The organism is Micromonospora sp. D93 (assembly GCF_018070365.1).
Taxonomy (GTDB): domain Bacteria; phylum Actinomycetota; class Actinomycetes; order Mycobacteriales; family Micromonosporaceae; genus Micromonospora; species Micromonospora ureilytica.
On the sequence record NZ_JAGPXW010000005.1, the window covers coordinates 93,687 to 117,366 of the forward strand.

Annotated in this window: 24 protein-coding genes; 11 read left to right on the plus strand and 13 right to left on the minus strand. The window is 72.9% G+C overall.

Annotated elements, in window-relative coordinates; translation table 11 throughout:
• Window positions 1-14: 14 nt before the first annotated feature.
• Both coaD and rsmD read right to left on the minus strand, forming a co-directional pair.
• Window positions 15-497 (minus strand): pantetheine-phosphate adenylyltransferase, encoded by a 483-nt coding sequence (coaD, locus tag KBX71_RS08005; RefSeq protein ID WP_030335289.1) that lies wholly within the window; start codon window positions 495-497, stop codon window positions 15-17.
• Window positions 494-1,057: a 16S rRNA (guanine(966)-N(2))-methyltransferase RsmD gene (rsmD, locus tag KBX71_RS08010; RefSeq protein WP_124815330.1), complete on the minus strand. Its 564-nt coding sequence runs from the start codon at window positions 1,055-1,057 to the stop codon at window positions 494-496. Before rsmD ends, coaD begins: the two co-directional genes overlap by 4 nt.
• 397 nt (window positions 1,058-1,454) lie before the next feature.
• Between rsmD and KBX71_RS08015 the strand changes: the two genes are divergently transcribed.
• Entirely contained in the window at window positions 1,455-2,411 is a 957-nt protein-coding gene (locus KBX71_RS08015; RefSeq protein WP_210817371.1) for an LPXTG cell wall anchor domain-containing protein, read from the plus strand.
• 76 nt (window positions 2,412-2,487) lie between these two features.
• Here KBX71_RS08015 and recG read toward each other — a convergent pair whose 3' ends face one another.
• A complete protein-coding gene (recG, locus tag KBX71_RS08020; RefSeq protein ID WP_210817372.1) occupies window positions 2,488-4,686 on the minus strand; it encodes an ATP-dependent DNA helicase RecG in 2,199 nt (732 codons plus the stop codon).
• Window positions 4,683-6,296: a DAK2 domain-containing protein gene (locus tag KBX71_RS08025; RefSeq protein ID WP_210817373.1), complete on the minus strand. Its 1,614-nt coding sequence runs from the start codon at window positions 6,294-6,296 to the stop codon at window positions 4,683-4,685. Before KBX71_RS08025 ends, recG begins: the two co-directional genes overlap by 4 nt.
• A 287-nt stretch (window positions 6,297-6,583) precedes the next feature.
• On the opposite strand from KBX71_RS08025, the gene rpmB reads away from it, so the two are divergent.
• Entirely contained in the window at window positions 6,584-6,775 is a 192-nt protein-coding gene (gene rpmB / locus KBX71_RS08030) for a 50S ribosomal protein L28 (RefSeq protein ID WP_007456456.1), read from the plus strand.
• Between the two features lie 127 nt (window positions 6,776-6,902).
• On the opposite strand, the gene KBX71_RS08035 is transcribed toward rpmB, so the two are convergent.
• Window positions 6,903-7,364: a GNAT family N-acetyltransferase gene (locus KBX71_RS08035; RefSeq protein ID WP_210817374.1), complete on the minus strand. Its 462-nt coding sequence runs from the start codon at window positions 7,362-7,364 to the stop codon at window positions 6,903-6,905.
• Between the two features lie 29 nt (window positions 7,365-7,393).
• The gene (locus tag KBX71_RS08040) at window positions 7,394-8,383 is read right to left on the minus strand and encodes a thiamine-phosphate kinase (protein ID WP_210817375.1); all 990 of its coding nucleotides are present in this window, start codon (window positions 8,381-8,383) and stop codon (window positions 7,394-7,396) included.
• Between the two features lie 96 nt (window positions 8,384-8,479).
• On the opposite strand from KBX71_RS08040, the gene KBX71_RS08045 reads away from it, so the two are divergent.
• Entirely contained in the window at window positions 8,480-8,713 is a 234-nt protein-coding gene (locus KBX71_RS08045; protein ID WP_030487446.1) for an Lrp/AsnC ligand binding domain-containing protein, read from the plus strand.
• Window positions 8,714-9,409, plus strand: coding sequence for a DUF3515 family protein (locus KBX71_RS08050; RefSeq protein ID WP_307846999.1), 696 nt, complete (start codon window positions 8,714-8,716; stop codon window positions 9,407-9,409).
• A 54-nt stretch (window positions 9,410-9,463) separates the two neighbouring features.
• Here the strand turns inward: KBX71_RS08050 and KBX71_RS08055 are convergent, their stop codons facing one another.
• Window positions 9,464-10,564 (minus strand): D-alanine--D-alanine ligase family protein, encoded by a 1,101-nt coding sequence (locus KBX71_RS08055; RefSeq protein WP_124817272.1) that lies wholly within the window; start codon window positions 10,562-10,564, stop codon window positions 9,464-9,466.
• A 197-nt stretch (window positions 10,565-10,761) separates the two neighbouring features.
• Entirely contained in the window at window positions 10,762-10,980 is a 219-nt protein-coding gene (locus tag KBX71_RS08060; protein WP_124817270.1) for a hypothetical protein, read from the minus strand.
• A 278-nt stretch (window positions 10,981-11,258) separates the two neighbouring features.
• Between KBX71_RS08060 and KBX71_RS08065 the strand changes: the two genes are divergently transcribed.
• Window positions 11,259-12,104: a helix-turn-helix transcriptional regulator gene (locus KBX71_RS08065; protein ID WP_196928000.1), complete on the plus strand. Its 846-nt coding sequence runs from the start codon at window positions 11,259-11,261 to the stop codon at window positions 12,102-12,104.
• Between the two features lie 5 nt (window positions 12,105-12,109).
• Window positions 12,110-12,310 carry a DUF397 domain-containing protein gene (locus KBX71_RS08070; RefSeq protein ID WP_210817377.1) on the plus strand — a complete coding sequence of 67 codons (201 nt, stop codon included), beginning with the start codon at window positions 12,110-12,112 and terminating at the stop codon, window positions 12,308-12,310.
• A gap of 368 nt (window positions 12,311-12,678) precedes the next feature.
• Here the strand turns inward: KBX71_RS08070 and KBX71_RS08075 are convergent, their stop codons facing one another.
• The 5 genes from KBX71_RS08075 to KBX71_RS08095 all read right to left on the minus strand — a co-directional run bounded on the left by KBX71_RS08075 (window position 12,679) and on the right by KBX71_RS08095 (window position 17,750).
• Window positions 12,679-13,728 carry an ROK family protein gene (locus KBX71_RS08075; protein WP_210817378.1) on the minus strand — a complete coding sequence of 350 codons (1,050 nt, stop codon included), beginning with the start codon at window positions 13,726-13,728 and terminating at the stop codon, window positions 12,679-12,681.
• 356 nt (window positions 13,729-14,084) lie between these two features.
• Window positions 14,085-14,873, minus strand: coding sequence for a putative protein N(5)-glutamine methyltransferase (locus KBX71_RS08080; protein ID WP_210817379.1), 789 nt, complete (start codon window positions 14,871-14,873; stop codon window positions 14,085-14,087).
• 8 nt (window positions 14,874-14,881) lie between these two features.
• Window positions 14,882-16,000, minus strand: a complete 1,119-nt coding sequence (locus KBX71_RS08085; RefSeq protein WP_210817380.1) for a cystathionine gamma-lyase — start codon at window positions 15,998-16,000, stop codon at window positions 14,882-14,884.
• 8 nt (window positions 16,001-16,008) lie between these two features.
• Window positions 16,009-17,016, minus strand: coding sequence for an NAD(P)H-dependent glycerol-3-phosphate dehydrogenase (locus KBX71_RS08090; protein ID WP_210817381.1), 1,008 nt, complete (start codon window positions 17,014-17,016; stop codon window positions 16,009-16,011).
• Complete coding sequence (locus KBX71_RS08095) at window positions 17,013-17,750, minus strand: 1-acyl-sn-glycerol-3-phosphate acyltransferase (protein WP_210817382.1); 738 nt, start codon at window positions 17,748-17,750, stop codon at window positions 17,013-17,015. Before KBX71_RS08095 ends, KBX71_RS08090 begins: the two co-directional genes overlap by 4 nt.
• Before the next feature lie 128 nt (window positions 17,751-17,878).
• On the opposite strand from KBX71_RS08095, the gene cofC reads away from it, so the two are divergent.
• From cofC to KBX71_RS08120, 5 genes are all read left to right on the plus strand, one after another.
• Window positions 17,879-18,526, plus strand: a complete 648-nt coding sequence (gene cofC, locus KBX71_RS08100) for a 2-phospho-L-lactate guanylyltransferase (protein ID WP_307847000.1) — start codon at window positions 17,879-17,881, stop codon at window positions 18,524-18,526.
• Window positions 18,527-18,630: 104 nt separating this feature from the next.
• Complete coding sequence (locus KBX71_RS08105; protein ID WP_030335323.1) at window positions 18,631-18,828, plus strand: cold-shock protein; 198 nt, start codon at window positions 18,631-18,633, stop codon at window positions 18,826-18,828.
• 54 nt (window positions 18,829-18,882) lie between these two features.
• Window positions 18,883-21,243, plus strand: coding sequence for an RNA degradosome polyphosphate kinase (locus KBX71_RS08110; protein WP_210817384.1), 2,361 nt, complete (start codon window positions 18,883-18,885; stop codon window positions 21,241-21,243).
• Window positions 21,244-21,267: 24 nt separating this feature from the next.
• A complete protein-coding gene (locus KBX71_RS08115; RefSeq protein ID WP_210817385.1) occupies window positions 21,268-22,788 on the plus strand; it encodes a CYTH and CHAD domain-containing protein in 1,521 nt (506 codons plus the stop codon).
• Window positions 22,776-23,654, plus strand: coding sequence for an NUDIX hydrolase (locus tag KBX71_RS08120; RefSeq protein WP_210817386.1), 879 nt, complete (start codon window positions 22,776-22,778; stop codon window positions 23,652-23,654). The genes KBX71_RS08115 and KBX71_RS08120 overlap by 13 nt, the downstream gene beginning before the upstream one ends.
• Window positions 23,655-23,680 lie beyond the last annotated feature (26 nt).

Sequence of the window (23,680 nt, forward strand, 5' to 3'; positions counted from 1 at the left end):
GGTGAGGGGGCAGGTCAGCGGCGGGGGCCCAGACGGGCCTGGAGGGCTTCGCGGACCGGATCGGGGACGTGGGCGGAGATGTCGCCGCCCCACTTGGCCACGTCTTTGACCAGGCTCGACGAGAGGAACGAGTAGAGCGGGTTCGTCGGCATGAAGAGCGTCTCGACACCGGCCAGACCGATGTTCATCTGGGCCATCTGCAGCTCGTAGTCGAAGTCACTGACCGCCCGCAGACCCTTGATCAGCACACTTGCCTGCTGGGCCCGACAGAAGTCCACCAGCAGCCCTCGGAACGACTCGACCCGCACGTTGCCGTACGACGAGGTCACCTCGCGGAGCATCTCGATGCGCTCCTCGACGGTGAACAGGCCACTCTTCGACTGATTCACCAGCACACCGACGATCACCTCATCGAAGAGCCGACTGGCCCGCCCAATGATGTCGAGGTGTCCGTTGGTGACCGGGTCGAACGAACCGGGGCACACCGCACGTCTCATGATCGGCGACCGTACCAAAGGGTGGTCTCGCCGTAACGGCGACTGCGCTCGGCGGTGATCCCCTCCACCCAGTCGAACTCCCTGGTACGGCGGGACCGCTCCACCACCACCAACGCGTCGGGCGCCAGCCATTCGCCGTCCACCAGCGCGGCCAACAGCGCGGTGATCTCCTCGTCCGGCACCGCGTACGGCGGGTCCGCGAAGACCACGTCGTACGGCTCGCCGTCCGGTCCGCCGGCCAGCACCGTCGCCACCTTGCCGGTGACCAGACGGGCCGCCGGACCGGCGCGGAGGGCCGCCACGTTCTCCCGGATCACCCGGGCCGCCCGCGGGTCGGACTCGACCAGCAGCACGTGCCGGGCACCCCTGGAGAGCGCCTCCAGGCCGACCGCGCCGGAGCCGGCGTACAGGTCGGCGAAGCGGGCGCCGTCGAGATCGACCTCGGCCTGGACGGCGCTGAAGAGCGCCTCCCGGACCCGGTCCGAGGTGGGTCGGGTGCCGGCGCCGGGCGGCGCGGCGATCCGCCGGCCACCGAGCGTCCCGGCCACGATCCGGGTCACCGTTTCCTCCTGCTCATGCCCGCGACGCTACGCGATGCGGCGCACACCCGGTCAGGACGGCGTGGATCCGAGCAGCCGGCCAGCCGGCGACGACGCGGAGCACCTGAGCTGCCCCGACGGTGCGGCATCCATCGTGGAGACCGGACGGGCGGACCGCCCCCAGTGACCAGACCGACACCTTCGGTTTATCAAAGATCACGAATCGACTACATTGCCGGATGGCAATGATCTGAACTCCCCTCATTAACCACCCATCAGTACAGTCTCCCCCTGTCCCCGCTTTCGCCGCGGGAACACCACCGCGTCGCGCGACGCCCCGGTGAGCAGGTGACTCCCCGGTCACGATGTCTCCCGGCCTCCCGCCACGCGATCCGTACCCCCCTCACCAGGAGCAGGCGTGAACCCTCCCAAGTCTCCGTTCCGGCGCGTAGCGGCCATCGCCGCGGGCGCGCTGATCGGCCTCGCCGGCGTCGGCGCCATCGCGAGCCCCGCGAGCGCCCACCACCCCGAGCCCTCCGGCACCTACTGCCTGGCCGCCGACGGCCAGGTCAAGGTGACCTGGACGGTCGGCAACAGCGAGAACATCGGCGCGACGATCACCACGCTCGAGTCGACCGTCCCGGGCGACTTCACCGGCGGCCTGGCCAAGGACGCCACTCTCCCGGCGAAGGGTCAGGGTTTCCTCACCGGCACCCAGGCCCACCGCTTCGACGAGAAGCGGCCGACGATCGAGCTGACCGTCGAGGCGCGATGGGTACGCCCCGAACGGGTCGTGACCGAGAAGCGGACCGTGGCCGCCAAGCCGGTGGGCACCTGCGCGGCAGAGCCCACGCCCTCGCCGAGCAGCCCGACCCCGACGGCGACCCCCAGCCCGACCCCCACGGCCGCCTCTCCGTCGCCGAGCCAGCCTCCGACCCAGAGCCCGACCCCGACCCCGCCTGCCACCCCGGCTCCGGCGGAGCCGGTGGGCTCGGTCGAGTCGACCTGCGACAAGCTCACCTTCACGATCGAGAACCCCGCCGACGGTGAGACCGTCACGCTCACCCTGACCCCGAACAAGGGCGAGGTGAAGACGCTTGTCGTGAAGCCGGGCGAGACCGGTTCCGTCTCCTTCGACGCGACCAAGGGTCTCGTCGTCACGCCGGCCGCCGAGGGCCTCGACGACACCGCGCCGATCGCCTGGGAGCAGCCGGCCGACTGCGCCCCGGGTCAGGGTGGCGGTAAGGACGAGCCGGCTCTGCCGCTGACCGGTGCTGCCACCGGCGGCATCATCGCCGGCGCCGCAGTCCTGCTGGCCGCCGGTGTGGCGCTGTTCATGGTGGCCCGTCGTCGTCGGGTTCGCTTCACCGTCTGAGACAACCCGCTCTGACACCTGAGGGCGCGTCGACCACCCGGTCGACGCGCCCTCAGCCATGTGATGACCGACGTGATCAGCCCTTTTCCAGGTACTCCGCGCGGTCCTCGTCCACCAGTGCGGCCACCGAGGCGGCCAGCGCCGGACTGCGGGTCAGCTCCGGGTCGTCCTCGATCAGTGTGATCGCCTCGGCGCGGGCGTCGCGGATCAGGTCGGCGTCGCGTCGCAGGGACAGCAACCGCAGGTGCGAGCGGCGCCCGGACTGGGTGGCGCCCAGCACGTCGCCCTCACGGCGCTGCTCCAGATCGAGTTCGGCGAGCTTGAAACCGTCGCTCGTGGACGCCACCGCGTCCAGCCGCTCCCGTGCCGACGAACCCTCGGCGGCTTCGCTGACCAGCAGACAGAGCCCGGCGGCGGCGCCCCGGCCGACCCGGCCCCGCAGCTGGTGCAACTGGGAGACACCGAACCGGTCGGCGTCCAGCACGATCATCACCGTCGCGTTCGGCACGTCCACGCCGACCTCGACCACTGTCGTCGCCACCAGCACGTCCAGGTCACCGGCGGCGAAGGAACGCATCACCGCGTCCTTCTCGTCGGCCGGCAGGCGACCGTGCAGCACCCCGATGCGCAGGCCGTGCAGCGGGCCCTCGGCCAGCAGCGGGGCCACCTCGGTCACCGCCAGCGGCGGCCGCCGACCGTTGTCGTCCTCGGCCGGCGGTTCCTCATCGCTGGTCGGCCCGTCACCGATTCGCGGGCACACCACGTACGCCTGGTGGCCGGCGGTCACCTCCTCGCGCAGCCGACGCCAGGCCCGGTCCAGGTAGGCCGGCTTCTCGGCGGCAGGCACCACGTGCGACGCGATCGGTGACCGCCCCCGGGGCAGCTGGGAGAGCGTGGAGACCTCCAGATCGCCGTAGACGGTCATCGCCACCGTGCGCGGGATCGGTGTGGCCGTCATCACCAGCACGTGCGGCGGCTGGTCGGCCTTGGCCCGCAGGGCGTCGCGCTGCTCGACGCCGAAGCGGTGCTGCTCGTCGACGACCACCAGGCCGAGGTCGGCGAAGTCGACCCCCTCGTACAGCAGGGCGTGGGTGCCGAGCACGATGCCGGCGGCACCGCTGGCCACCTCGCCGAGGGCCCGACGGCGGGCCGCCGCGCCCAGCGAGCCGGTGACCAGCTCGACGCGGGTGGCGTGCTCGGCGGAGCCCAGCTCGCCGGCCCGCCCGAGGGGCCCGAGCAGGTCGAGCATGCCGCGGTGGTGCTGGGCGGCCAACACCTCGGTGGGAGCCAGCAACGCGGCCTGCCCGCCCGCGTCGACCACCTGGAGCATCGCCCGCAGCGCCACCACCGTCTTGCCCGAGCCCACCTCGCCCTGCAACAGGCGGTGCATGGGGTGCGGGGTGGTCAGATCGGCCGCGATCTCCACACCCACCTCGCGCTGACCGGCCGTCAGCTCGTACGGGAGTCGGGCGTCGAAGGCTTCCAGCAGCCCGCCCGGGCGCGCCGGGCGGGGCCGGGCCGGCCAGTCGGCCGCCCGGTGCTTGCGCTGCACAAGGGTCACCTGGACGGCGAAGGCCTCGTCCCACTTGAGTCGCCGCCGCGCCTGGTGCAGCGCCTCCTTGCTGGACGGCCGGTGGATCTCGGTCAGCGCGGCACCCAACCCGACCAGCTTGCGGCTGGCCCGCACGGCGCTCGGCAGTGGATCGTCCGGCGGGGTGAACGTGTCCAGTACGACACGCACGCAGCGCGCGATCACCCAGGTCGGCACGGCCGCGGCGGCCGGGTAGACGGGGATCAGCGCCCCGGCGAACTCCTCGATGTCGTCGCTGACCGCCGCCTCGCCGTCGCCACCCTCACCGAGCAGGACGTACTCCGGTCCGTTGAGCTGCCGTTTGCTGCGGAACTCGGTGACCTTGCCGGCGAACAGGCCCCACCGGCCGGGGCGCAGCTCCCGCTCGCGCCACGCCTGGTTGCCGAAGAAGGTCAACGTCAGCACCCCGCCGGAGCCGTCGCCGACGGTCACCTCCAGCAGGTTGCCCCGCCGCTGACGCATCGGGCGCACCGCGGTGCGCTGCACCTGGGCCAGCACGGTGACCTGCTCACCGACGTCCAGTGCGCGGATGTCGGTGTGCTCACCACGCTCGTCGTAGCGACGCGGGAAGTGGTAGACCAGGTCACCCGCTGTGTGCAGGTCGAGGTGCGAGGCCAGCGCCTTGGCTGTCTTGTCCCCGACCAGCTTCTTCAGCGGAGTGTCCACCGTGGCTGGTTCGCTCATTCGATCCCTACCAGGAGCGGATAAAACGGCTGGCCGCCCGGGTACGCGTGCACCTCGACGAACGGCCAACGTCGCGCGACGTGCGCGCGGACGGCATCGGTGAGCCCGGCCGGAGCGTCCACCCCGGCCAGCAGGGTGACCATCTCGCCGCCACCACCGAGCATCCGGTCGACCACTGCCGCGCAGGTGTCGGTGAGATCGGTGCCGATCAGGTGCACCTCACCCTCCACCAGCGCCAACACGTCACCGGGGCGGCACGGACCGGCCACGGTCAGCGCCTCCCGGCTGGCATGGCAGACCTCGGCGTAACGGCAGGCGCCGGCCGCCTCGGCCATCGCGATGACGTCGTCCTCGAAACGGCGGTCAGCGTCGCGGACCGCGAGGGCGGCCAACGCCTGCACGGGCGAGCGGGTCGGCACCACGCTCACCTTGATGCCGTGCCGATGGGCCTCGCGGGCTGCCGCGCTCGCCACGGCCTCGGTGTTGGGGTCGTTGGGCAGCACCACGACCCGGGCCGCGCCGGTGCTGCGGACGGCGTCGAGCAACTCGCCGGTGGACGGGTTGCCCGGTACCACTGTGGCGCCCTCCGCCGCGAACAGGTCGGCGATGCCGCCGCCGGTGGCCACCACCACAGCGGCCCGGCCGGCCACCGCCGGGCCGGAGGGCGACTGCGGCTGGTCGGCGAAACGGGTCACCGAGATCCGGTACGGGCGGCCGGCGGCGACACCGGCCTCGACCGCCGCGCCCACGTCGTTGACGTGCACGTGCACGTTCCAGGTGCCTTCCGGCTCACGCCCGTCGCCGACGACGACGAGCGAATCTCCCAACGCGTCCAGTGCCCGCCGCAGACCGGCGACCGCCTCGCCTCGGGCATCGAGCAGGAACTGCACCTCGTACGCGTATTCGTCCGAACCGGTCTCGCGGGCGACGGTGGCCGCCGGGCGGGCGGAGCGCGGCGTCGGCGCGGGCCGGGCCGTGCGCTCCCCGGTCAGCACCTCGACCAGGGCATCGAGCAGCACGCAGAGTCCTCGGCCACCGGCGTCGACCACGCCGGCGCGGGCCAGCGCGGGCAGTTGCTCCGGGGTCCGGGCGAGCGCCTCGGCCGCCGCCCGGGCCGCGACGCCGGCCACCGTCGGCAGGTCGTCGCTGTCCGCGCCCTCGGCCGCGGCGGCGGCCGCCGCGACCACTGTGAGCACTGTGCCCTCGACCGGCCGGGAGACCGCGGCGTACGCGGCGGCGGTGCCGGACCGCAGCGCGGCGGCCAGCTCGCGGCCACGGACCGCCGGCGCCCCGGCGACCTGGTCGGCGAAACCGCGCAGGATCTGCGAGAGGATCACCCCGGAGTTGCCCCGCGCGCCGAGGAGCGCGCCCTGGGCCATCAGCCGCAGCGCGTGCCCGTGCGCGGTCGGCCCGCTGTCGGGGAGAGTGTCCAGATCCATGGCGAGGGCCTGCTGGGCCGAGGTGAGGGTGAGCACCAGGTTGGTGCCGGTGTCGCCGTCGGGCACCGGATAGACGTTGAGCTGGTCGATCTCGCCCTGGTGGCGCTTCAGTGCGGCCAACCCGCTCGCGCACCAGCGGCGGACCGCGGCGGCGTCGAGGGTGTCCAGCACGGGCAGAAGCCTACTGGCGCGCACCGACACCCGTCGGACTCGTCCGGCGTGTCCCCCGCGCCCCGGGCCGGCGCTGGCCGCGGCGGGGATCAACGTCTCCGGTACCCTTGCCGCCGGGCCGGCCAGCCGATGTGCGGACGGGCCCACGACCAGGCGTGAGCCGGAGCACGGGCGAGCGCCGGACCGGGCCGGTTGGCCGAGTCGGCGAGTCATCGGGTAACCTGACCAGGTTGCCCGGGCAGCACCTGCCGGCGACCTCATGAACGTATCAATCCCAGGAGTATCCCGTGGCTAGCGTGTGCGACGTCTGTGGCAAGGGACCGGGCTTCGGCCACAACGTGTCCCACTCGCACCGGCGGACCAACCGCCGCTGGAACCCGAACATCCAGTCGGTGCGTACCCCGGCCGGTGGCGGCAACACCAAGAAGTTGCAGGTCTGCACCTCGTGCATCAAGGCCGGCAAGGTCACCCGCGCCTGACGCGGTAGCACCCACCTTTCTCGTACGGCTCAGCCGGCGGACCTCGAGGGTCCGCCGGCTCTGTCGTGTCACCGGGGCAGACACCGCACACCTGCCGCGCCGGGTCCGCCGGGGCTCGGCGCGCAGGTCAGAGGGTACGGCCGAAGGAGATGCAACCCTCCGCGTCCTTGTAGAAGCCGAAGTTCGGGATCCGCTCGTACCCGGCGGAGCCGTACATGGCGATCGCCTCGGGCTGCTTGTCGCCGCACTCCAGCACCACCCGCTTGCGGCAGTGCTCGCGGGCTGAGCGCTCCACGGCCACCAGCACCGCGCGGGCCACCCCCCGCCCCCGCGCCGCAGGTGCGGTGTACATCCGCTTCAGCTCCGCGGTGTCCGCGCCGTGGCTGCGCCAGCCACCGCAGCCGACCGGCTCGCCGGCCAGGTAGGCGACGAGGAACGCGCCATCGGGCGGCTCGAACTCGGCCGCGTCCACCGGGGTGTCGTCGCCGGTGCCGCCGTAGCGGGCGCCGAGGTCGGCCAGTGCGGCGTGGATCAGGTGCTGTGCCACAGGTGCGTCGAACCGCACCACCCGGATCTCGATCTCACTCACGGTATCCAGGGTACGGCCGCGCTCGGACCTCAGCGGAAGTGGTCCCAGCCGGTCGGGCCGTCGTAGGCGCCGCCGTCGACAGTCACGCCGGCACCGTCGGTAACCAGGCCGATCGGCCGCCAGCCCGGCGGCAGCACCACCGCAGGGGGGAAGGTCGCGGCCAGCGCGTGGTCGTCGCCACCGGCGAGGATCCAGGTGTACGGGTCGACGCCGAGCGCCTGCGCCGCGTCGGCCATCTGCCGGGGCACCTCGAACCCCTCGCGGCGTACGTCGATCGCCACCCCGCTGGCCGCCGAGACGTGCCCGAGGTCGGCGAGGAGCCCGTCCGACACGTCGATCATGGAGGTGGCACCGAGTTCGGCGGCCTGCGGGCCAGCCCGGTAGGGCACCTCCGGACGCCGGTACGCCTCGACCAACAGCCGGGGCGTACGGAAGCCCCGGGTCAGCACTGTCAAACCGGCTGCCGCGTACCCGGTGCGCCCGGCCAGGGCGAGCACGTCCCCGGGTCGGGCCCCCGAGCGCAGCACGGGCGGACGTCCCGCCAGGTCACCCAGCGCGGTGACCGCGACGGTCAGGGTGGGGCTGGCCGACATGTCCCCGCCGACGACACTCGCGCCGACCGTCGCCGCCTCCGCGGAGAGCCCGTCGGCCAACTCCTCCGCCCAGCCGGTGTCCAGGTCCGCCGGCATGCAGAGAGCGACAAGCAGGGCTGTCGGCGTGGCACCCATCGCCGCGATGTCCGCCAGGTTGGCCGCTGCCGCGCGGTGGCCGACGTCGCGGGCCGAGGACCAGTCCCGCCGGAAGTGTCGCCCGTCGACAAGCACGTCGGTGGAGGCTGCCACCCGGCCGTCCGGCGCGGCCACCACCGCCGCGTCGTCGCCCGGGCCGAGCAGGGTCGTCGGCCCGTACGACAGCCGGGCGGTGATCTTCCCGATCAGCCCGAACTCCCCGATCCCGGACACACCGACGCCGCTGCGGGCGTTCCGCCCGTGCTGCCCGGCTCCGCCGTGCTCGCTCACCGCTGCTCCTTGACGACCGATAGGGATCAGACCTGGTCCGTAGGGTAGTTTCACCCTTCGGGCCGCTCCCGGGCGGCGACGGACGGAGGTCGAGTCGTGGTACAGGCGTACATCCTCATCCAGACCGAGGTCGGCCGCGCACGTGACGTGGCGGGGCTCATCGCGGACATCCCCGGCGTGGTACGCGTCGACGCCGTCACCGGGCCGTACGACGTGGTCGTCCTCACCGAGGCGAACACCGTCGACGAACTCGGCAAGCTCATCGTCAGCAAGGTGCAGATGGTGCCCGGCATCACCCGCACCCTCACGTGTTCGGTGGTGCGGCTGTAAGTGGACGAGATGACGACCTCCTCTTCCTCCGCCCTGGACGACGACGCGGCGCGCGACGCGGCCGATGGCACGGCCGAGCCGGCTGACGGTATCCGCGAGTCGACCGATCACGCCGCTGCCGCGCCGGCCGGTCGCGATCGGACCATGCGCGGCGCGGCCCTACTGGCCACGCTGATCGCGCTGCCGATCACGCTGCTGGTGGCCGTGCTGGCCTTCAGCAAGCTCAGCCCGGACGCGCCGGCCGCCGCGCCGACACCCTCCGCGACCAGCGCCCGGGTGCAGTCCACCGCCCCGGTGGAGATGGCCGCCCCGGCGCTGGCCGCCCGCCCGGCCACGGTCTGCCGGGCCCTGCTCTCCCAGCTCCCGGCGAGCATCCGCGACCTGGCCCAGCGGCCGGTCACCGCCGGTCCGGAGCAGAACGCCGCGTACGGCGACCCCGCGCTCACAGTGGCCTGCGGCGGCACCGAGCCGACATTCCCCAGCACGGACGAGGTCTGGACGGTCAACCAGGTCTGCTGGCACCTGGCCGAGCAGGCCGACACGGCGGTCCTCTCCACGGTCGACCGGGAGACGCTGATCACCGTGCGCGTCCCGCGCTCGTACGAGCAGCCGTTGCAGTGGTTGCCGACGATCTCCAGCACGATCGTGGCGAGCGTGCCCTCCGGCGGCGCCATCCCGTCCGGCTGCCAGCGCTGAGCTCGGCCCGACTCCGCCCGCGCCGGCTGACCTGCGCGGGCGGGGTCGGACGGCTCAGTGCAGGCCGACGCCGCGCCGCTGGGCGGTACGGATCAGCCGGTTGACCAGCTTCGGGTACTCCAGGCCGGAGGCCGCCCACATCCGCGGGAACATCGACGTCGGGGTGAAGCCCGGCATCGTGTTGATCTCGTTGAGGTAGACGTCCAGCTCGGGGGTGACGAAGAAGTCGGCCCGGGCCAGGCCGGCGCAGTCCAGTGCGGTGAACGCGCGGACCGCGTACTCCTGCACCTGGCGGGTCACCTTCTCCGGCAGGTTGGCCGGAATGTCGTACTCGCAGGAGTCGTCGAGGTACTTGGCCTCGAAGTCGTAGAAGTCGTGGTCGGCGACGACCCGCACCTCGGCCAGCACGGACGCCTCGGGCGCGCCACCGGCCTCGCCCTCCAGCACACCGCACTCGATCTCGCGGCCGACGATCGCGGCCTCGATGATGACCTTCGGGTCGAACTGCCGGGCGGCGGCGACGGCCGCGTCCAGCTCGGCCCAGTCGGTGACCTTGCTGACGCCGAACGACGACCCGGCCCGGGACGGCTTGACGAAGACCGGCAGGCCGAGCCGATCCTTGTCCTGCTCGCTGAGCGTCATGCCGTTGCGCAGCACTGCGTACGTGCCGACCGGGATGCCCTCGACGGCACAGAGCTTCTTGGTGAACTCCTTGTCCATGGCCGCCGCGGAGGCGAACACGTTCGCCCCGACGTAGGGGATGCCGGCCATCTCCAGCATTCCCTGGATGGTGCCGTCCTCGCCGTAGGTGCCGTGCAGCACCGGGAAGACCACGTCCACGTCGGCGAGCGCCCGGGGGCCCTCGGTCGGGTCGAGCACCATCAGTCCGTTGCCGGTGGGGTCGGCGCGCAGCACGATGTCGTCGCCGGAGTCGGCGGTGATCTCCGGCAGCTGACGGGCGTTGATCGCGAGCTGGGCGGGATCCCCGTTGGTCAGCACCCACTGGCCGGCCCGGGTGATGCCCACCGGCACCACCTCGAACTCGTCCGGGTCGAGTGCGCCGAACACGCTGCCGGCGCTGACGCAGGAGATGCCGTGCTCCGGGCTGCGGCCGCCGAAGACGATCGCCACGCGGGTCTTGCCTGGGGTGGTCACTCCGGTCACCTCTTCGTACGCGACTGCGGCTGGTCGTGCTCGCCGGTGGCGCTCACCCGGTTGACCTTACTGTGCGTGGCCACAGGGCGAGGCGATACCCGGCGAGCCACGGCGCGACACGGCATTCGGTCACCAGAGGATGTACGGTGCGTAATCGGTCGGTAGCGGTGTCGCGGACCGCTGACCTGGGCCCACGCTCAGTCCCGGGAGTGCCGGCGGCCGACCGCGATCACCTTCACCCGCTGCCGGCCGGCCCGCACCATGCCCAGCGCCATGAACGCTCCGGCGATGCGATCGGCGGCCTCCCGGCTGCTGGCACCGACCACCTGCCGGCGCCGCTCCGGCGCGACCCGCTCGTTGCGGTTGACGCCCTCGGCGGTGCGCACGTCGGTGAGCACCACGAGGAAGCGGGTCATCGCACGCCGCCCGAGGGTATGGCGGGGGGCTCCGGACGGGTTCGCACGTCGTCTCCTTCCGGCAGGCCGGGGTGGAGGGGCGGCACGCGACGATCGGGAACGGGGGAGAAACCCGATCGCCGCGCGCCCCATCCCCTCCGGTCGCTCACCACCACCGTCGCCACGACAACCGGCGGTGAGGACGCGATAACAGATTGACACGTGTACAGCCATGAATGCAACTCTCATCGACGTTCTCTCATGCAGACGTTCCCGCAAATGTGTGCGACCATCGATGCATGGCCCCGAAGACCGCCCGTGCCCGCCGGCTCGGCATCGCCCTACGCCACCACCGGGAAGCCGCCGGGCTGACGCTGGAGACCGCGGCGGATGAGATCAACAGCACCCGCAGCACCCTCTCCCGGTACGAGAACGCCCAGACCCTGATCAGCCCCGCCACGGTGCGCGCCCTGCTCACGTCGTACGGGGTGAGTGCCGAGGAGGTGGCCGCGGCGGTGCAACTGGCCAAGGACGCCCGCAAGCCGGGCTGGTGGGTGTCGTACTCGTACCTGCTGGATCCCCGCACCATCGACTTCATCGCACTGGAGGCCGAGGCGACCGCAATCGCCAACTTCGAGCCCTCGGTGGTGCCCGGTCTGTTGCAGACCGCGGACTACGTCCGTGGCGTGATGCGCGGCGGGCCGCACACCCTCGGCGACGACCTGGTGGAGCAGCGGGTCAAGATCCGGCTGGACCGTCAACAACGGCTCACCGGCGAGAACCCAGCCATCTTCGACGCGATCATCGACGAGGGCGCGCTGCTACGCCCGGTCGGTGAGCAGTCGGTGATGAACGGGCAACTGCGGCACCTGGTCAAGATGGCCGAGCTGCCGAACATCAGCGTTCAGGTGATCCCGCTCTCCGCCGGCTACCACCGGGGCACCCGGGGTTCTCTGCACATCCTCGAGTTCGCCGACCCGGAGGACCCGATCATCGCGTCGGTGGAGACCGTCGCGGGCCAGATGATCCTCGACCGCGCCGGCGAGACGCGTACCTGCACCAAGATCATGGAGCATCTCCGAAGCGTGGCGCTCAGCCCGGCGGACAGCCGCGAGATGCTCCTGTCAGTCCTGAAGGGACGGTAGGACCGATGACCCCGATGATCACAGCAGCCTTGGCCGCGGCGCCGTGGCGCAAGAGCAGCCGCAGCGGCGACGAAGGCGCCTGCGTGGAGGTGGCCGCGATTCCGCGACTCGTGGCCGTCCGCGACTCCAAGGACCCGGCCGGCCCGGCCCTGCTGTTCCCCACGGCGGCCTGGGCCGCCTTCGCCCAGGCGCCGCCCCGCCCCTGACCAGAACCGTCGCACACCCGCAACGCACCAACCACTGACCCGGCCCGCCCCGCGCCGCTGACCACGGCTCGCGGCGGGCCGGAGTGCGCCTGGCCGAGGTACGGACCCCTCGGCCGCGCCGCAGGCCGCTCGCCCGCGCCGATCTTGCACTTTCTGTTGCCGAAATCTGCGGAATGACCCGTTATGCCGCCGCACAAAGCGCAAGATCGCGGTGGAGCTGGTCGATCATGGAGTTGTGGTGCCTGGCTTAGGAACGTAACGGCTAGTTTGTTCCCCACCACAAGTCCATGATCGACGGGGCGAGGGCGGGGGCAGGGCGAGGGGGAGGGCGAGGGCGGGCGGGACGGGACCGGCGCGGGGCGGGACGCTCAGGCGACCAGGGGGCGGGACTGCGGGACGGTGCGGAGCGTCTCCAGTGCGGCGATCGCGACTCCCCGGGCGCCGGCCATGTCCCGGTCCGGCACCAGCGCGAAGGTGGCCACCGCCGCCTGCTCCTCACGGAGCACTGTGTGCTCGCGGACCGTCGCCAGGAACCAGTCGCGGAACTCCGGTGCCGCCTCCACCACGCCACCGCCGACGAAGTACGCGTGCGGGTCGGTGAAGTTCGCGGCAACGGTGAACAGCCGCCCCAGCGCCATCGCCTGTTGGGCGAAGAGGTCCCGGGCGAGGGCGTCACCCCGCTCGCCGTACCCGCGGACCAGCTTGGCCGCCCGGGCCACCGGTTCGGCGGCGAGCGGGTGGTCGGGGTACCGGGTCAGCCAGTACGGCAGCAGGTTGCGCTCGATGCCGGTCAGCGAGGCGACGCTCTCCACGTCTCCGGTGAAGCCGCAGGCACATCTGGGCTCCGGCTGGTCGGGGCCGAGCAGCCCGTTCAGCGGGATGTGCACGTGGCCGAGCTCGCCGGCCATCCCGGCCGCACCGGCGATCACCCGGCCGCTCTCGACCACACCGCCGCCGAGGCCGGTGCCGACGATGGCGGACACCGACGAGCGGTTCATCGCGTCGACGCCGAAGTAGACGTGGTGGGCGTAGAGCGCGGCGGCGTTGCCGTCGTTGTGATAGATCACCGGCAGACCGAGGCGTCGCTCCAGCGCTCCTCGCACGTCGAAGCCCCGCCAGGCCGGCTGGGAGAAGTTGGTGGACCCCCGCGACGAGATGACGCCGTCGGCGCTGGCCGGGCCGGGAGTGTCCAGCCCCACCGCCTGAACCAGGTCACGTGGTACGCCGGTCTGTGCCAGGGCGCCGTCCAGTGCCCGGGCCAGTGCCTCGATGGCTGCCTCCGGCCCGGCCTGCACCTCGCTGGGGATCTCCAACAGGCCGTCCACCAGGAAGTGGCCGTCCACCGTCAGCACGGTGGCGTTGTTGCTGGTGCCGCCGTTGTCCAAGCCGACGACCACCGGCACCCCTGCGCTGCCCACCGAAACCGCCTCCCGCCGTGATGAGTGTGAGCCGAGGCTAGTGCCAAGCCCTCTCCCCCGCCACGCCCGGCCACCCAACCGAATCTGCTCCGTGACCTGAACCGGACGCTCAGCCGGTTTCCCGGCCAAAAGCCCGCGCCATGAGCCCGCGCCATGAGCCCGCGCCATGAGCCCGCGCCAAAAGCCCGCGCCAAAAGCCCGCGCCGACGGTCAGCGCCGACAGCCGTCGAGGCCCCCGGACGCACGGAAGCCCCCGACGCCTGCCGGGGACTTCGGTGTCGAGTTGGTCAGCCGAGGGCCTTCGCGAGGTCGACGAAACCCTGCCACTGGGCGGGGCCGAAGGTCAGCGTGCCGGCTCAGCCGGGACGGCGGGCGGTTACCGCTGTGGCGTCCAGGTCGTCGTCGTGGCGGACGGTCGGCAGCAGTCCGGCCGCGCGGAACGCGTCGCAGAGCGTGTCCACCTGGGTGGTGCCGGCCTCCACCACCAGGTGGCCACCGGGGGCCAGCCAGTCGGCCGCGTCGGCACCCACCCGGCGCAGCACGGAGAGCCCGTCCGGGCCGCCGTCGAGCGCCACCGGGGCCTCGTGCAGTCGCGCCTCCGGCGGCATGAGCGCGACCGCGTCGGTCGGCACGTACGGGGCGTTGGCGACCACCAGGTCCAGCCGACCCCTCCACCGCGGGGGCAGCGGGGCGAAGAGGTCACCCTCGTACACCTCGACGTTCAGCCCGACGACGTTGCGGCGCGCGCATGCCACGGCCGCCGGGTCGATGTCGGCGGCGGCCAGCCAGCGCGGCGTGAGCCGATGCGCCAGCGCGACGGTGGTGGCCCCTGAACCGCAGCAGAGGTCGACCACGGCCGGCGCCGCGCCGGTCAGTTCGGCCGCCAGCTCCACCAGCAGGGCGGTCCGGGCACGGGGCACGAAGACGCCCCCGTCGACGGCGATCCGCAGGCCGCAGAACTCCGCCCAACCGAGCAGATACTCCAACGGTTCACCGGCCACCCGGCGGTCGGTCAGGTCGGCCAACGCCGCCGGGCTGTGCGCGGCGGCCAGCAGCAGCTCGGCCTCGTCCTCGGCGTAGACGCAACCGGCGGCCCGCAACCGGCCCACCAGAGCGGCCCGGTCGGAGTGGGAAGAAGGCGCCATCGGAGACGTCAGACCGCCCCGGCCACATCCAACGCGGCGGCGATGTCGGCCACCAGGTCCGCGGTGTCCTCCACGCCGCAGGAGAGTCGGACGAAGCCGGGAGCGGTGTCGTCGCCCCACTGCGCCCGCCGGTCCGCAGTGGTGTGCAGGCCGCCGAAGGAGGTCGCCGCCGCCACCAGCCGGGCGGCCTCGACGAATCGGCCCACCCGGTCGGCGTCGCCCAGGTCGAACGAGAGCACCCCCGGTATCCGGCGCATCTGCGCCGAGGCCACCGCGTACGCGGGGTCGTCCGGCCGCCCCGGCCACCGCAGGCCGGTCACGTCCGACCGGCCGGCGAGCAGGTCGACGATCGCGGCGGCGTTCGCGCTCTGCCGGGCCAGCCGCAGGTCGAGAGTGGCCAGCGACCGGTGGGCCAGCCAGGCGTCGAACGCGCCCGGCACCGCCCCGGTGGTGGTACGCCAGGTCGTCACCGCGTCGATCAGCTCGGTGGACCGGCTGGCCAGGTAGCCCAGCAGCAGGTCGGAGTGGCCGGTGAGCGCCTTCGTGCCGGAGGCGACCACCAGGTCGGCACCGAGATCCAGCGGGCGCTGACCGAGCGGGGTGGCAGTGGTGTTGTCCACAGCGAGCAGCGCGCCGGCGGCGTGCGCCCGCTCGGCCAGGGCCGCCACGTCGACCACGTCCAGGCCCGGGTTGGCGGGAGTCTCCACCAGCACCAGCCGGACGCCCTCGAACGACGGGTACGGCCCGACGGTCGGCACGAAGAGCACCCGGACGCCGATGGCCTCCAGCACTCCGGTGGCGAACGCCCGGACCGGGAAGTATCCGTCGGTGGGGAGCACCACTGTGTCCCCCGGACGCAGCAGGCTGAGCAGCAGGCCGGTGATGGCCGCCTGACCGGTCGCGAAGACCCGGCAGTCACCGCCCTCCAACTCGCCGACCGCCGCCTCCAGCAGCCGCCGGGTCGGGTTGTCGGGGCGACCGTAGCCGTTCGGCGACGCGCCCTGACCCTGGAACGGGTCGAGGTGGTACGGCGCGGCGAAGACCGGCCCGGGTAGGAACGGGTCCCCCGGTGCCGGTTCGGGCAGGCCGGCGCGTACGCAGCGGGTGCCGTCTCCCCACTCGGTCATCGGGTTCCTCACTCGTACGACTCGGGTTTCGCGGTGCGGCTCATCAGGGTCTCCACGGCGAGGCGCGGGTCCATCCCCTCGTGGCAGATCCGCTCCACGTGCTCGGTGATCGGCATCTCCACGCCGTGCGCCCGGGCCAGGTCGCGGATCGCCAGGCAGCTCTTCACGCCCTCGGCGGTCTGCCGGGTGGCGGCCTGGGCCTGCTCCAGCGTCTCGCCCCGGCCCAGGTGCTCGCCGAAGGTGCGGTTGCGGGCCAGCGGGGACGAGCAGGAGGCGACCAGGTCGCCCATGCCGGCGAGGCCGGCGAAGGTGATCGGGTCCGCGCCGAGCGCCACGCCCAGCCGGGCCGTCTCGGCCAGCCCACGGGTCATCAGCATGGCCCGGGTGTTGTCGCCGAACCCCATAGCGGTGGCGATGCCGTACGACAGGGCGATCACGTTCTTGACCGCCCCGCCCAGCTCACAGCCGATCACGTCGTCGTTGGTGTAGGGGCGCAGGTACGGCGTCCGGATGGACGACTGGACGAGCGTGGCGCGGGCGCTGTTCGTCCCGGCGACCACCGTCGCGGCGGGCTGCTCGGCGGCGATCTCCGGGGCCAGGTTCGGGCCGGACACGACGACCACCCGGTCCGCGGCGACCCCTGCGGTCTCCACGATGACTTCGCTCATCCGCTTGGTGGTGCCCAGCTCGATGCCCTTCATCAGCGACACCAGTGTGGAATCCGGGTGCAGGTGCCCGGCCCATTCGGCGAGGTTGCCGCGCAGGGTCTGCGACGGCACGGCCAGCACCACCACCTCGGCGCCGGTGATCGCCTCGGCGGCGTCGGCGGTGGCGGTGACGCGGGCCGGCAGCAGCAGGTCGGGCAGGTACTCCGGATTCCGGCGGTCGGCCCGGATGCTCTCGGCGACCGGCGCGCGGCGGGCCCACACCGTCACGTCCCGCCCCGCGTCGGCGAGGATCTTGGCGAACGCGGTGCCCCAGGAACCGGCACCGAGCACCGCGACGTGACCGCTCATGCCGCGTCATCCTGCTGCTCGCGGGCGACGGAGGACCGGGCCGGTCGCTCCCACAGTGGCGGCGGGGTACCGCCACGGACCTCGGCGAGCATGTCCCGCAGCCGCAACATGATGGTGTCCGTCATCTCCTCGAGGGTGGCCCGGGTCGGCTGGGCGTCCGCCCACCGGCTCAGGTCGATCGGCTCCCCGGCGGCAACGGTCACCGGGATCCGGGGGCGCAGGCTGACACGGGTCGTCCGCGGGTCGAAGATCCGTTCCGGCCCCCACATCACCACCGGTACGACCGGGGCGCCGGTGGCCAGGGCCAGCCGGGCCGCACCGGTCTTGGCCTTCATCGGCCAGAGCTCCGGCTGACGCGTGGTGGTGCCCTCAGGGTAGATCACGACCGCGCCGCCCTCGTCGAGCGCGGCGACCAGTGCGTCCAGCGAGCGGACGGCGTCGGTGCTGCCCCGCTCGACCGGGATCTGCCGGCACCGGTGCAGGATCCAGCCGACCACCGGCACCCGGAACACGCTGGCCTTGCCCAGGTACTGCGGCCAGCGCCCGGAGTCGTAGATGAAGTGCGCGGACACCAACGGGTCGGCGTGCGAGATGTGGTTCGCCACGACGATCACGCCGCCGTCGCCGTGGAGATGTTCCTGACCACGCCAGGTACGCCGGGTCCAGACGGTCATCACCGGCTTCACCAGCCCCACGGCGAACCGTTGCCAGAACCCCAGCCTCCGCCGTGCCACTGTGCCTCCTCGTCGCGCCCCAACCCCGCCGCGAAATCCCGCCCGCGACACCCGCAGCGGAAATCATGCCTGCTCGCCCCCGGTACGGCCAGCGAGGGGCCCGCCGTCCGGCTGGCAGGATTGCGGACGTGAGTCAGCCGAGGTGGGCCGTGGTGGTGCCGGTGAAGCAGCTTGCCGCGGCCAAGAGCCGGCTGCGGGGCGCGCTGCCCGGCGTACCCCATGAGGAGTTGGCGCTGGCCCTGGCGACCGACACGCTCCGCGCGGTGCTGGCCTGCCCGGCGGTCGCCGAGGCCCTGGTGGTGACCGACGATCCCCGGGTGGCGGCGGCGGCGCGGGCGGCCGGCGCGCGGGTGCTGCCGGACGAGCCACGCGCCGGCCTGAACGCCGCGTTCCGGCACGGAGCGGCCGGGGCCGCCGCCGGGTGGGTGGCCGGGATCACCGGGGACGTGCCGGCGCTACGCCCGGCCGAGCTGGCCGGCGCGCTGCTCGCGGCGCAGAACGGCCATCCCGCGGCACGCCGCTTCCTGCCGGACGCACCCGGCGGGGGCACGGTGCTGCTCACCGCCCCGCCTGGCGTGCCGTTGGATCCCCGCTTCGGGGTGGGGTCGGCGGTCGCGCACGCGGCGAGCGGGGCGCTGCCGCTCGACGGCGACTGGCCCAGCCTGCGCCGGGACGTGGACACCTCCGCGGACCTGGCCGCCGCCGCCCGGCTCGGGCTGGGGCCGCGCACGGCCGCGCTCGTGGCCGCCGCTCACCCCGCCCGCGCCGCGGGCTGAGCTAACCCTGCCGGCTCCGCCGGCTGAGCTAACCCTGCCGGCTCCGCCGGCTGAGCTCACCCGGCCGGCTCCGCGGGCTGAACCCCCGGGTGTACGGTGCCAGCATGCAGGGCACGGTGGCCAGCTACGATGCGGCGACGCGCAGCGGTGTCCTGCTGCTCGACGACGGCACCGAGATGCGCTTCCCCGCCCGGGCCTTCGACGCCTCCGGGCTGCGACTTCTCCGGCTCGGTCAGCGGGTTCGCATCGACACCGATCCCGACGGAGAGGTTGTCCGGGTGACATTGCCGACGATGATCTGACCCGGCGAGCCCAAGTTCATTTTGCGTTTACCGTAATCGGGTGATTATGAGCGGGTGAGCACCCCTCGCGAGCAACCGGTCCACCCGCCCACCACCGACCTCCGCAACGGCTCCCGCGCGCGCGGCACCGATGGACGCTTCCGCCCGTCCCGCGCCGAACGCGCCAGCGCCGCCCGCGCCGACACCCTCGCGGACGATCCCGGCGCCGCCTCCTCCGGGCTGGACGAGGTCATCGAACCCGCGCCGAAGATCGAGGCGGACGGCCCGGCCGCCGGTGACCTCCACCCGGTCCTGCCGACCGACCTGTCGGCGGGTGCCGGGCAGGGGGACGACGACGCGCCCCCCGCTCCGCCGCTGCCGGAGGACCGCTTCCTCAACCGGGAGCTGTCCTGGCTCGACTTCAACGCCCGCGTGCTCACCCTGGCCGAGGACCAGAACACACCGCTGCTGGAGCGGGCCAAGTTCCTGGCCATCTTCGCCAGCAACCTCGACGAGTTCTACATGGTGCGCATCGCCGGGCTGAAGCGGCGGCTCTCCGCCGGCCTGCCGGTGCGCGGCGGGGACCGACTGCCCCTGCGTACGCAGTTGGAGCTGATCGCCGAGCGGACCGCCGCGCTGGGCGCCCGGCACGCCGCCTGTTTCGTCGACGACGTGCTGCCCAAGCTCGCCGACGAACGCATCCGGATCCTGCGCTGGGCTGAGCTGGGCGACGGCGAGCGGGAACGGCTGCGCACCTACTTCCGGGAGCACATCTTCCCGGTGCTGACCCCGCTCGCGGTGGACCCGGCGCACCCGTTCCCGTACATCTCGGGGCGGTCGCTGAACCTGGCGGTGGCGGTTCGTGACCCCGACGGCGGTTCGGAGCTGTTCGCCCGGGTGAAGGTGCCCAACAACGTCCCCCGTTTCGTCCGGGTGGACCGGGACCAGCCGGGCGTCCGGATGCTGCCGGTGGAGGACCTGATCTCGGTGCACCTGGGGCAGCTGTTCAGTGGCATGCAGGTGGTCGAGTGCCACCTGTTCCGGGTCACCCGCAACGCCGAGGTGGAGGTCGACGAGGACCGCGACGAGGATCTGCTCCAGGCCCTGGAACGGGAGCTGGCCCGGCGGCGGTTCGGTCCCCCCGTCCGCCTGGAGGTCGCCGCGTCGATCTCCGACCACATGTTGGAGCTGCTCGTCCGCGAGCTGGACATGGACGACCAGGACGTCCTGCGGGTGCCCGGCCTGCTGGACCTGTCCGCGCTGTGGCAGGTCTACGGCGAGGCGGACCGGCCGGACCTGAAGGACCCGCCGTTCGTGCCGGCCACCCATCCCCGGCTCGCCGAGGGTGAGGTGCCGCGCAGCGTCTTCGCCACCCTGCGCGACGGGGACATCCTGGTGCACCACCCGTACCACTCGTTCGCCACAAGCGTGCAGCGCTTCATCGAGCAGGCCGCCGCCGACCCGAACGTGCTGGCCATCAAGCAGACCCTCTACCGGACCAGCGGCGACTCCCCGATCGTCGACGCGCTGGTCGACGCGGCCGCCGCCGGCAAGCAGGTGGTGGTGCTGGTGGAGGTGAAGGCCCGCTTCGACGAGGTGGCAAACATCGGCTGGGCCCGCACGTTGGAACGCGCCGGCTGCCACGTGGTGTACGGCCTGGTCGGCTTGAAGACGCACTGCAAGACCGCGCTGGTGGTGCGGCAGGAGGGCAACCAGATCCGTCGCTACTGCCACATCGGCACCGGCAACTACCACCCGAAGACGGCCCGCCTGTATGAGGACTTCGGCATGCTCACCGCCGACCCGGAGGTCGGCGCGGACCTCACCGACCTGTTCAACGTGCTCACCGGGTACAGCCGACAGACCGCGTACCGGCGCTTGCTCGTCGCACCGCAGGGCATCCGCAGCGGGCTCATCGAGCGGATCGAACGGGAGATCTCGCACGTCCGCCTGGGCATGCCCGGCCTGGTCCAGTTCAAGGTCAACTCGCTGGTCGACGAGGGGGTGACCGACGCGCTGTACCGCGCCTCCCAGGCCGGCGTACACGTCGACCTGCTCATCCGGGGCATGTGCACGCTGCGCCCCGGGGTGCCGGGGCTGTCGGAGAACATCCGGGTCCGCTCGATCCTCGGCCGGTTCCTGGAACACTCCCGGGTCTTCCGGTTCGGCAACAACGGTGAGGCCGAGTTCTGGATGGGCTCGGCCGACCTCATGCACCGCAACCTGGACCGTCGGGTCGAGGCGCTGGTGCAGGTGAGCGACCCGATCGCCCGCGCCGAGCTGGATGAGGTGCTCACCGCCGCGATGAGCCCCGAAGTGGACGCGTTCGAGCTGGCCGGAGACGGCACGTGGACCCGGCGTACCGGCGATGACGACGCCGTCCGGGCGCATCTGCAGGAACTGCTGCTGCGCCGCGTCGGTGGCACGGCCAGCTGACCGCCCAGCGCATAGGCTGAGCTGATGGTCGAGGAGGAGCAGAAGTACGAGGTGGACGACGCCTACGTGCTGCCGGACCTGGCCGGCACGGCTCCGGCCGGCGGTCGGGTCCGGGCGCTGCCACCGGTGACGCTTGTCGCCCGCTACCTCGACACTGTCGACCTGCGGCTGGCCCGCGCCGGTGCCTCGCTGCGCCACCGCCGGGGTGACGAGCTGCCCTGGACTGTGAAACTCCCGACCGGGACACCGGGCGTCCGGCACGAGATCTCCCGGGCCGGGCCGAAGGGGCAGCCGCCACCGGAGCTCGTGGAGTTGGTCACCGCTCTGCACCGGGGAGCGCCGCTCACCCCGGTGACTGTGGTGCGGACGGTGCGGCACGCGTACGAGGTGTGTGACCCGGCCGGCACGGTGCTCGCCGAGGTGGTGGACGACCGGGTGACAGTGCTCGACGACGCCGGCACCACCACCGACACGTTCCGCGAGGTGGAGGTGGAGCTGAAGGCCGGCGACCGGAAGCTGCTCGACCGGGTCGGCGGTGTGCTGCGCGAGGCTGGCGCCCAGGGCGGGTCGTTCACGCCGAAGCACGTACGGGCGCTCGGCGCCACGGCGCAGGCCGATCCGGACCTGGTCGCGCCGGCCGGGCTGGCCGCCGAGCCGAGCGCCGGTGACGTGGTGACCGAGGCGGTACGCAAGGAGATCCGCCGACTGTTGGCGCATGACCCGCTGGTCCGGCTGCGCGCCCCGGCGGCCGGTGGCGACACCGCAGTGCATCAGATGCGGGTGGCCTGTCGACGCCTGCGCAGTGATCTGCGCACCTTCAAACCGTTGCTGCGCAAGACCTGGTCCCGCCCGCTGCGTACCGAGCTTGGCTGGTTGGCAGGTGTTCTCGGCGCGGCCCGCGACGCCGAGGTGCTGCGCGCGCGGCTGCGCCGTACCGCCGACGCCGATCCGCTGAGCCCGCTCGACCAGAGCGCGGTGAACCGGCTCGACGAGGTGCTCGCCGACCGGCAGCGGCAGGCGCTCACCGCCATCGACGAGACGCTGCGCTCCGCGCGTTACGTTGCCCTGGTGGACTCCCTGGTGCTGGCCGCCCGCGCGCCCCGACTCACCCGCCGAGCGGCCGCTCCCGCCGCGCAGGCGCTACCCGCGCTGGTGGCGCGCCCCTGGCGGCGATTGACCGGGCCGGACGGCGTCGAGGGGCTCGACGCGCAGTCGCCGGACGACCGCTGGCACGCCGTTCGCAAGGAGGGCAAGCAGGCCCGGTACGCGGTAAACGCGGTGGCCCCGACGGTCGGCAAGGGCGCGCGCCGGCTGTCCCGCGCCCTCGCCCGTGTGCAGGACGTGCTCGGCGAGCACCAGGACGCGGCGGTGGCGGCGGACACCTGGCTGCAGATCGCCACCGAGCGGCCGGAAGACCACGAGCTGGCGGTCACCGCCGGGCGGCTGGCCGAGCGGGAACGCCTGTCGGTACGCCGGATGCGGGGTCTCTTCCCGGCCGCCTGGCACCGGGCCACCCGGCGACGGCGAACCAGTTGGCTGCCGTGACCGGCATCCGGGCGGCGGGCGGGGTGGCCTGGCGGCCGACCCACGACGGCGTACGCGTCTGCGTGGTGCACCGCCCCCGCTACGGCGACTGGACGCTGCCGAAGGGCAAGCTGGAACCGGGCGAGCACGCGCTGGCCGCGGCGGTCCGTGAGGTGGCCGAGGAGGCCGATGTGCGGGGCGTGCCGCAGGTGCGGCTGCCGTCGGTGCGGTACCGCAGCGAGGGGCAGCCCAAGCTTGTCGACTACTGGTCGATGCTCGCGGTGGCCAGCGGCGGTTTCCAACCGGGCACCGAGGTGGACGACATCCGCTGGCTAGCGGTCGACGACGCGATCCGGTTGGTGAGCTACTCCCATGACGCCGACGTGTTGGGGGCGTTCGCCGTGTTGCCGTCGGTGACGGCGACGGTCGCGCTGGTGCGGCACGCGCACGCCGGCAAGCGGGCCACCTGGTCCGGCCCGGACGTCGGGCGACCCCTGGACGCCGAGGGGTGGGCCCAGGCGAGCGCGCTGGCCGGGCTGATCGCCCTGATCCGACCGGCCCGGCTGGTGTCGGCGTCGCCGCGACGGTGCGTGCAGACCCTCGACCCGGCCGCCGTGTTGCTCGACCTGCCGATCGAGGTCTGCGGCGACCTGGACGAGCCACAACCCGGCCAGCAGAGCGACGAGCAGATCCTGGCCACCGCCGCCCGGCTGCTGGAGCTGGCCGGCACTGGCGGGCAGGCGGCGGTGTGCAGCCAGGGCAAGGTCCTGCCGGGTGCCCTGGAGCGGCTGACCGGCCGCACCGACGAGGACTTCACCACGCCGAAGGGCGGCGGCTGGCTGCTCGCCTTCGCCGCCGACCGGCTGCTGGCCGCCGATCGCCTGTAGGGCCCGCGGCCGCGTTCGCCCCGGGC

What these genes read in the sequence shown, in the direction of transcription:
- KBX71_RS08105 (WP_030335323.1), top strand. Translation starts at nt 18,631, where the DNA reads ATGCAGGGCACGGTGGCCAGCTACGATGCGGCGACGCGCAGCGGTGTC.
- KBX71_RS08060 (WP_124817270.1), bottom strand. Translation starts at nt 10,980, where the DNA reads ATGACCCGCTTCCTCGTGGTGCTCACCGACGTGCGCACCGCCGAGGGC.
- KBX71_RS08080 (WP_210817379.1), bottom strand. Translation starts at nt 14,873, where the DNA reads ATGGCGCCTTCTTCCCACTCCGACCGGGCCGCTCTGGTGGGCCGGTTG.
- KBX71_RS08065 (WP_196928000.1), top strand. Translation starts at nt 11,259, where the DNA reads ATGGCCCCGAAGACCGCCCGTGCCCGCCGGCTCGGCATCGCCCTACGC.
- KBX71_RS08090 (WP_210817381.1), bottom strand. Translation starts at nt 17,016, where the DNA reads ATGAGCGGTCACGTCGCGGTGCTCGGTGCCGGTTCCTGGGGCACCGCG.
- recG (WP_210817372.1), bottom strand. Translation starts at nt 4,686, where the DNA reads ATGAGCGAACCAGCCACGGTGGACACTCCGCTGAAGAAGCTGGTCGGG.
- coaD (WP_030335289.1), bottom strand. Translation starts at nt 497, where the DNA reads ATGAGACGTGCGGTGTGCCCCGGTTCGTTCGACCCGGTCACCAACGGA.
- KBX71_RS08115 (WP_210817385.1), top strand. Translation starts at nt 21,268, where the DNA reads ATGGTCGAGGAGGAGCAGAAGTACGAGGTGGACGACGCCTACGTGCTG.
- KBX71_RS08085 (WP_210817380.1), bottom strand. Translation starts at nt 16,000, where the DNA reads ATGACCGAGTGGGGAGACGGCACCCGCTGCGTACGCGCCGGCCTGCCC.
- KBX71_RS08070 (WP_210817377.1), top strand. Translation starts at nt 12,110, where the DNA reads ATGACCCCGATGATCACAGCAGCCTTGGCCGCGGCGCCGTGGCGCAAG.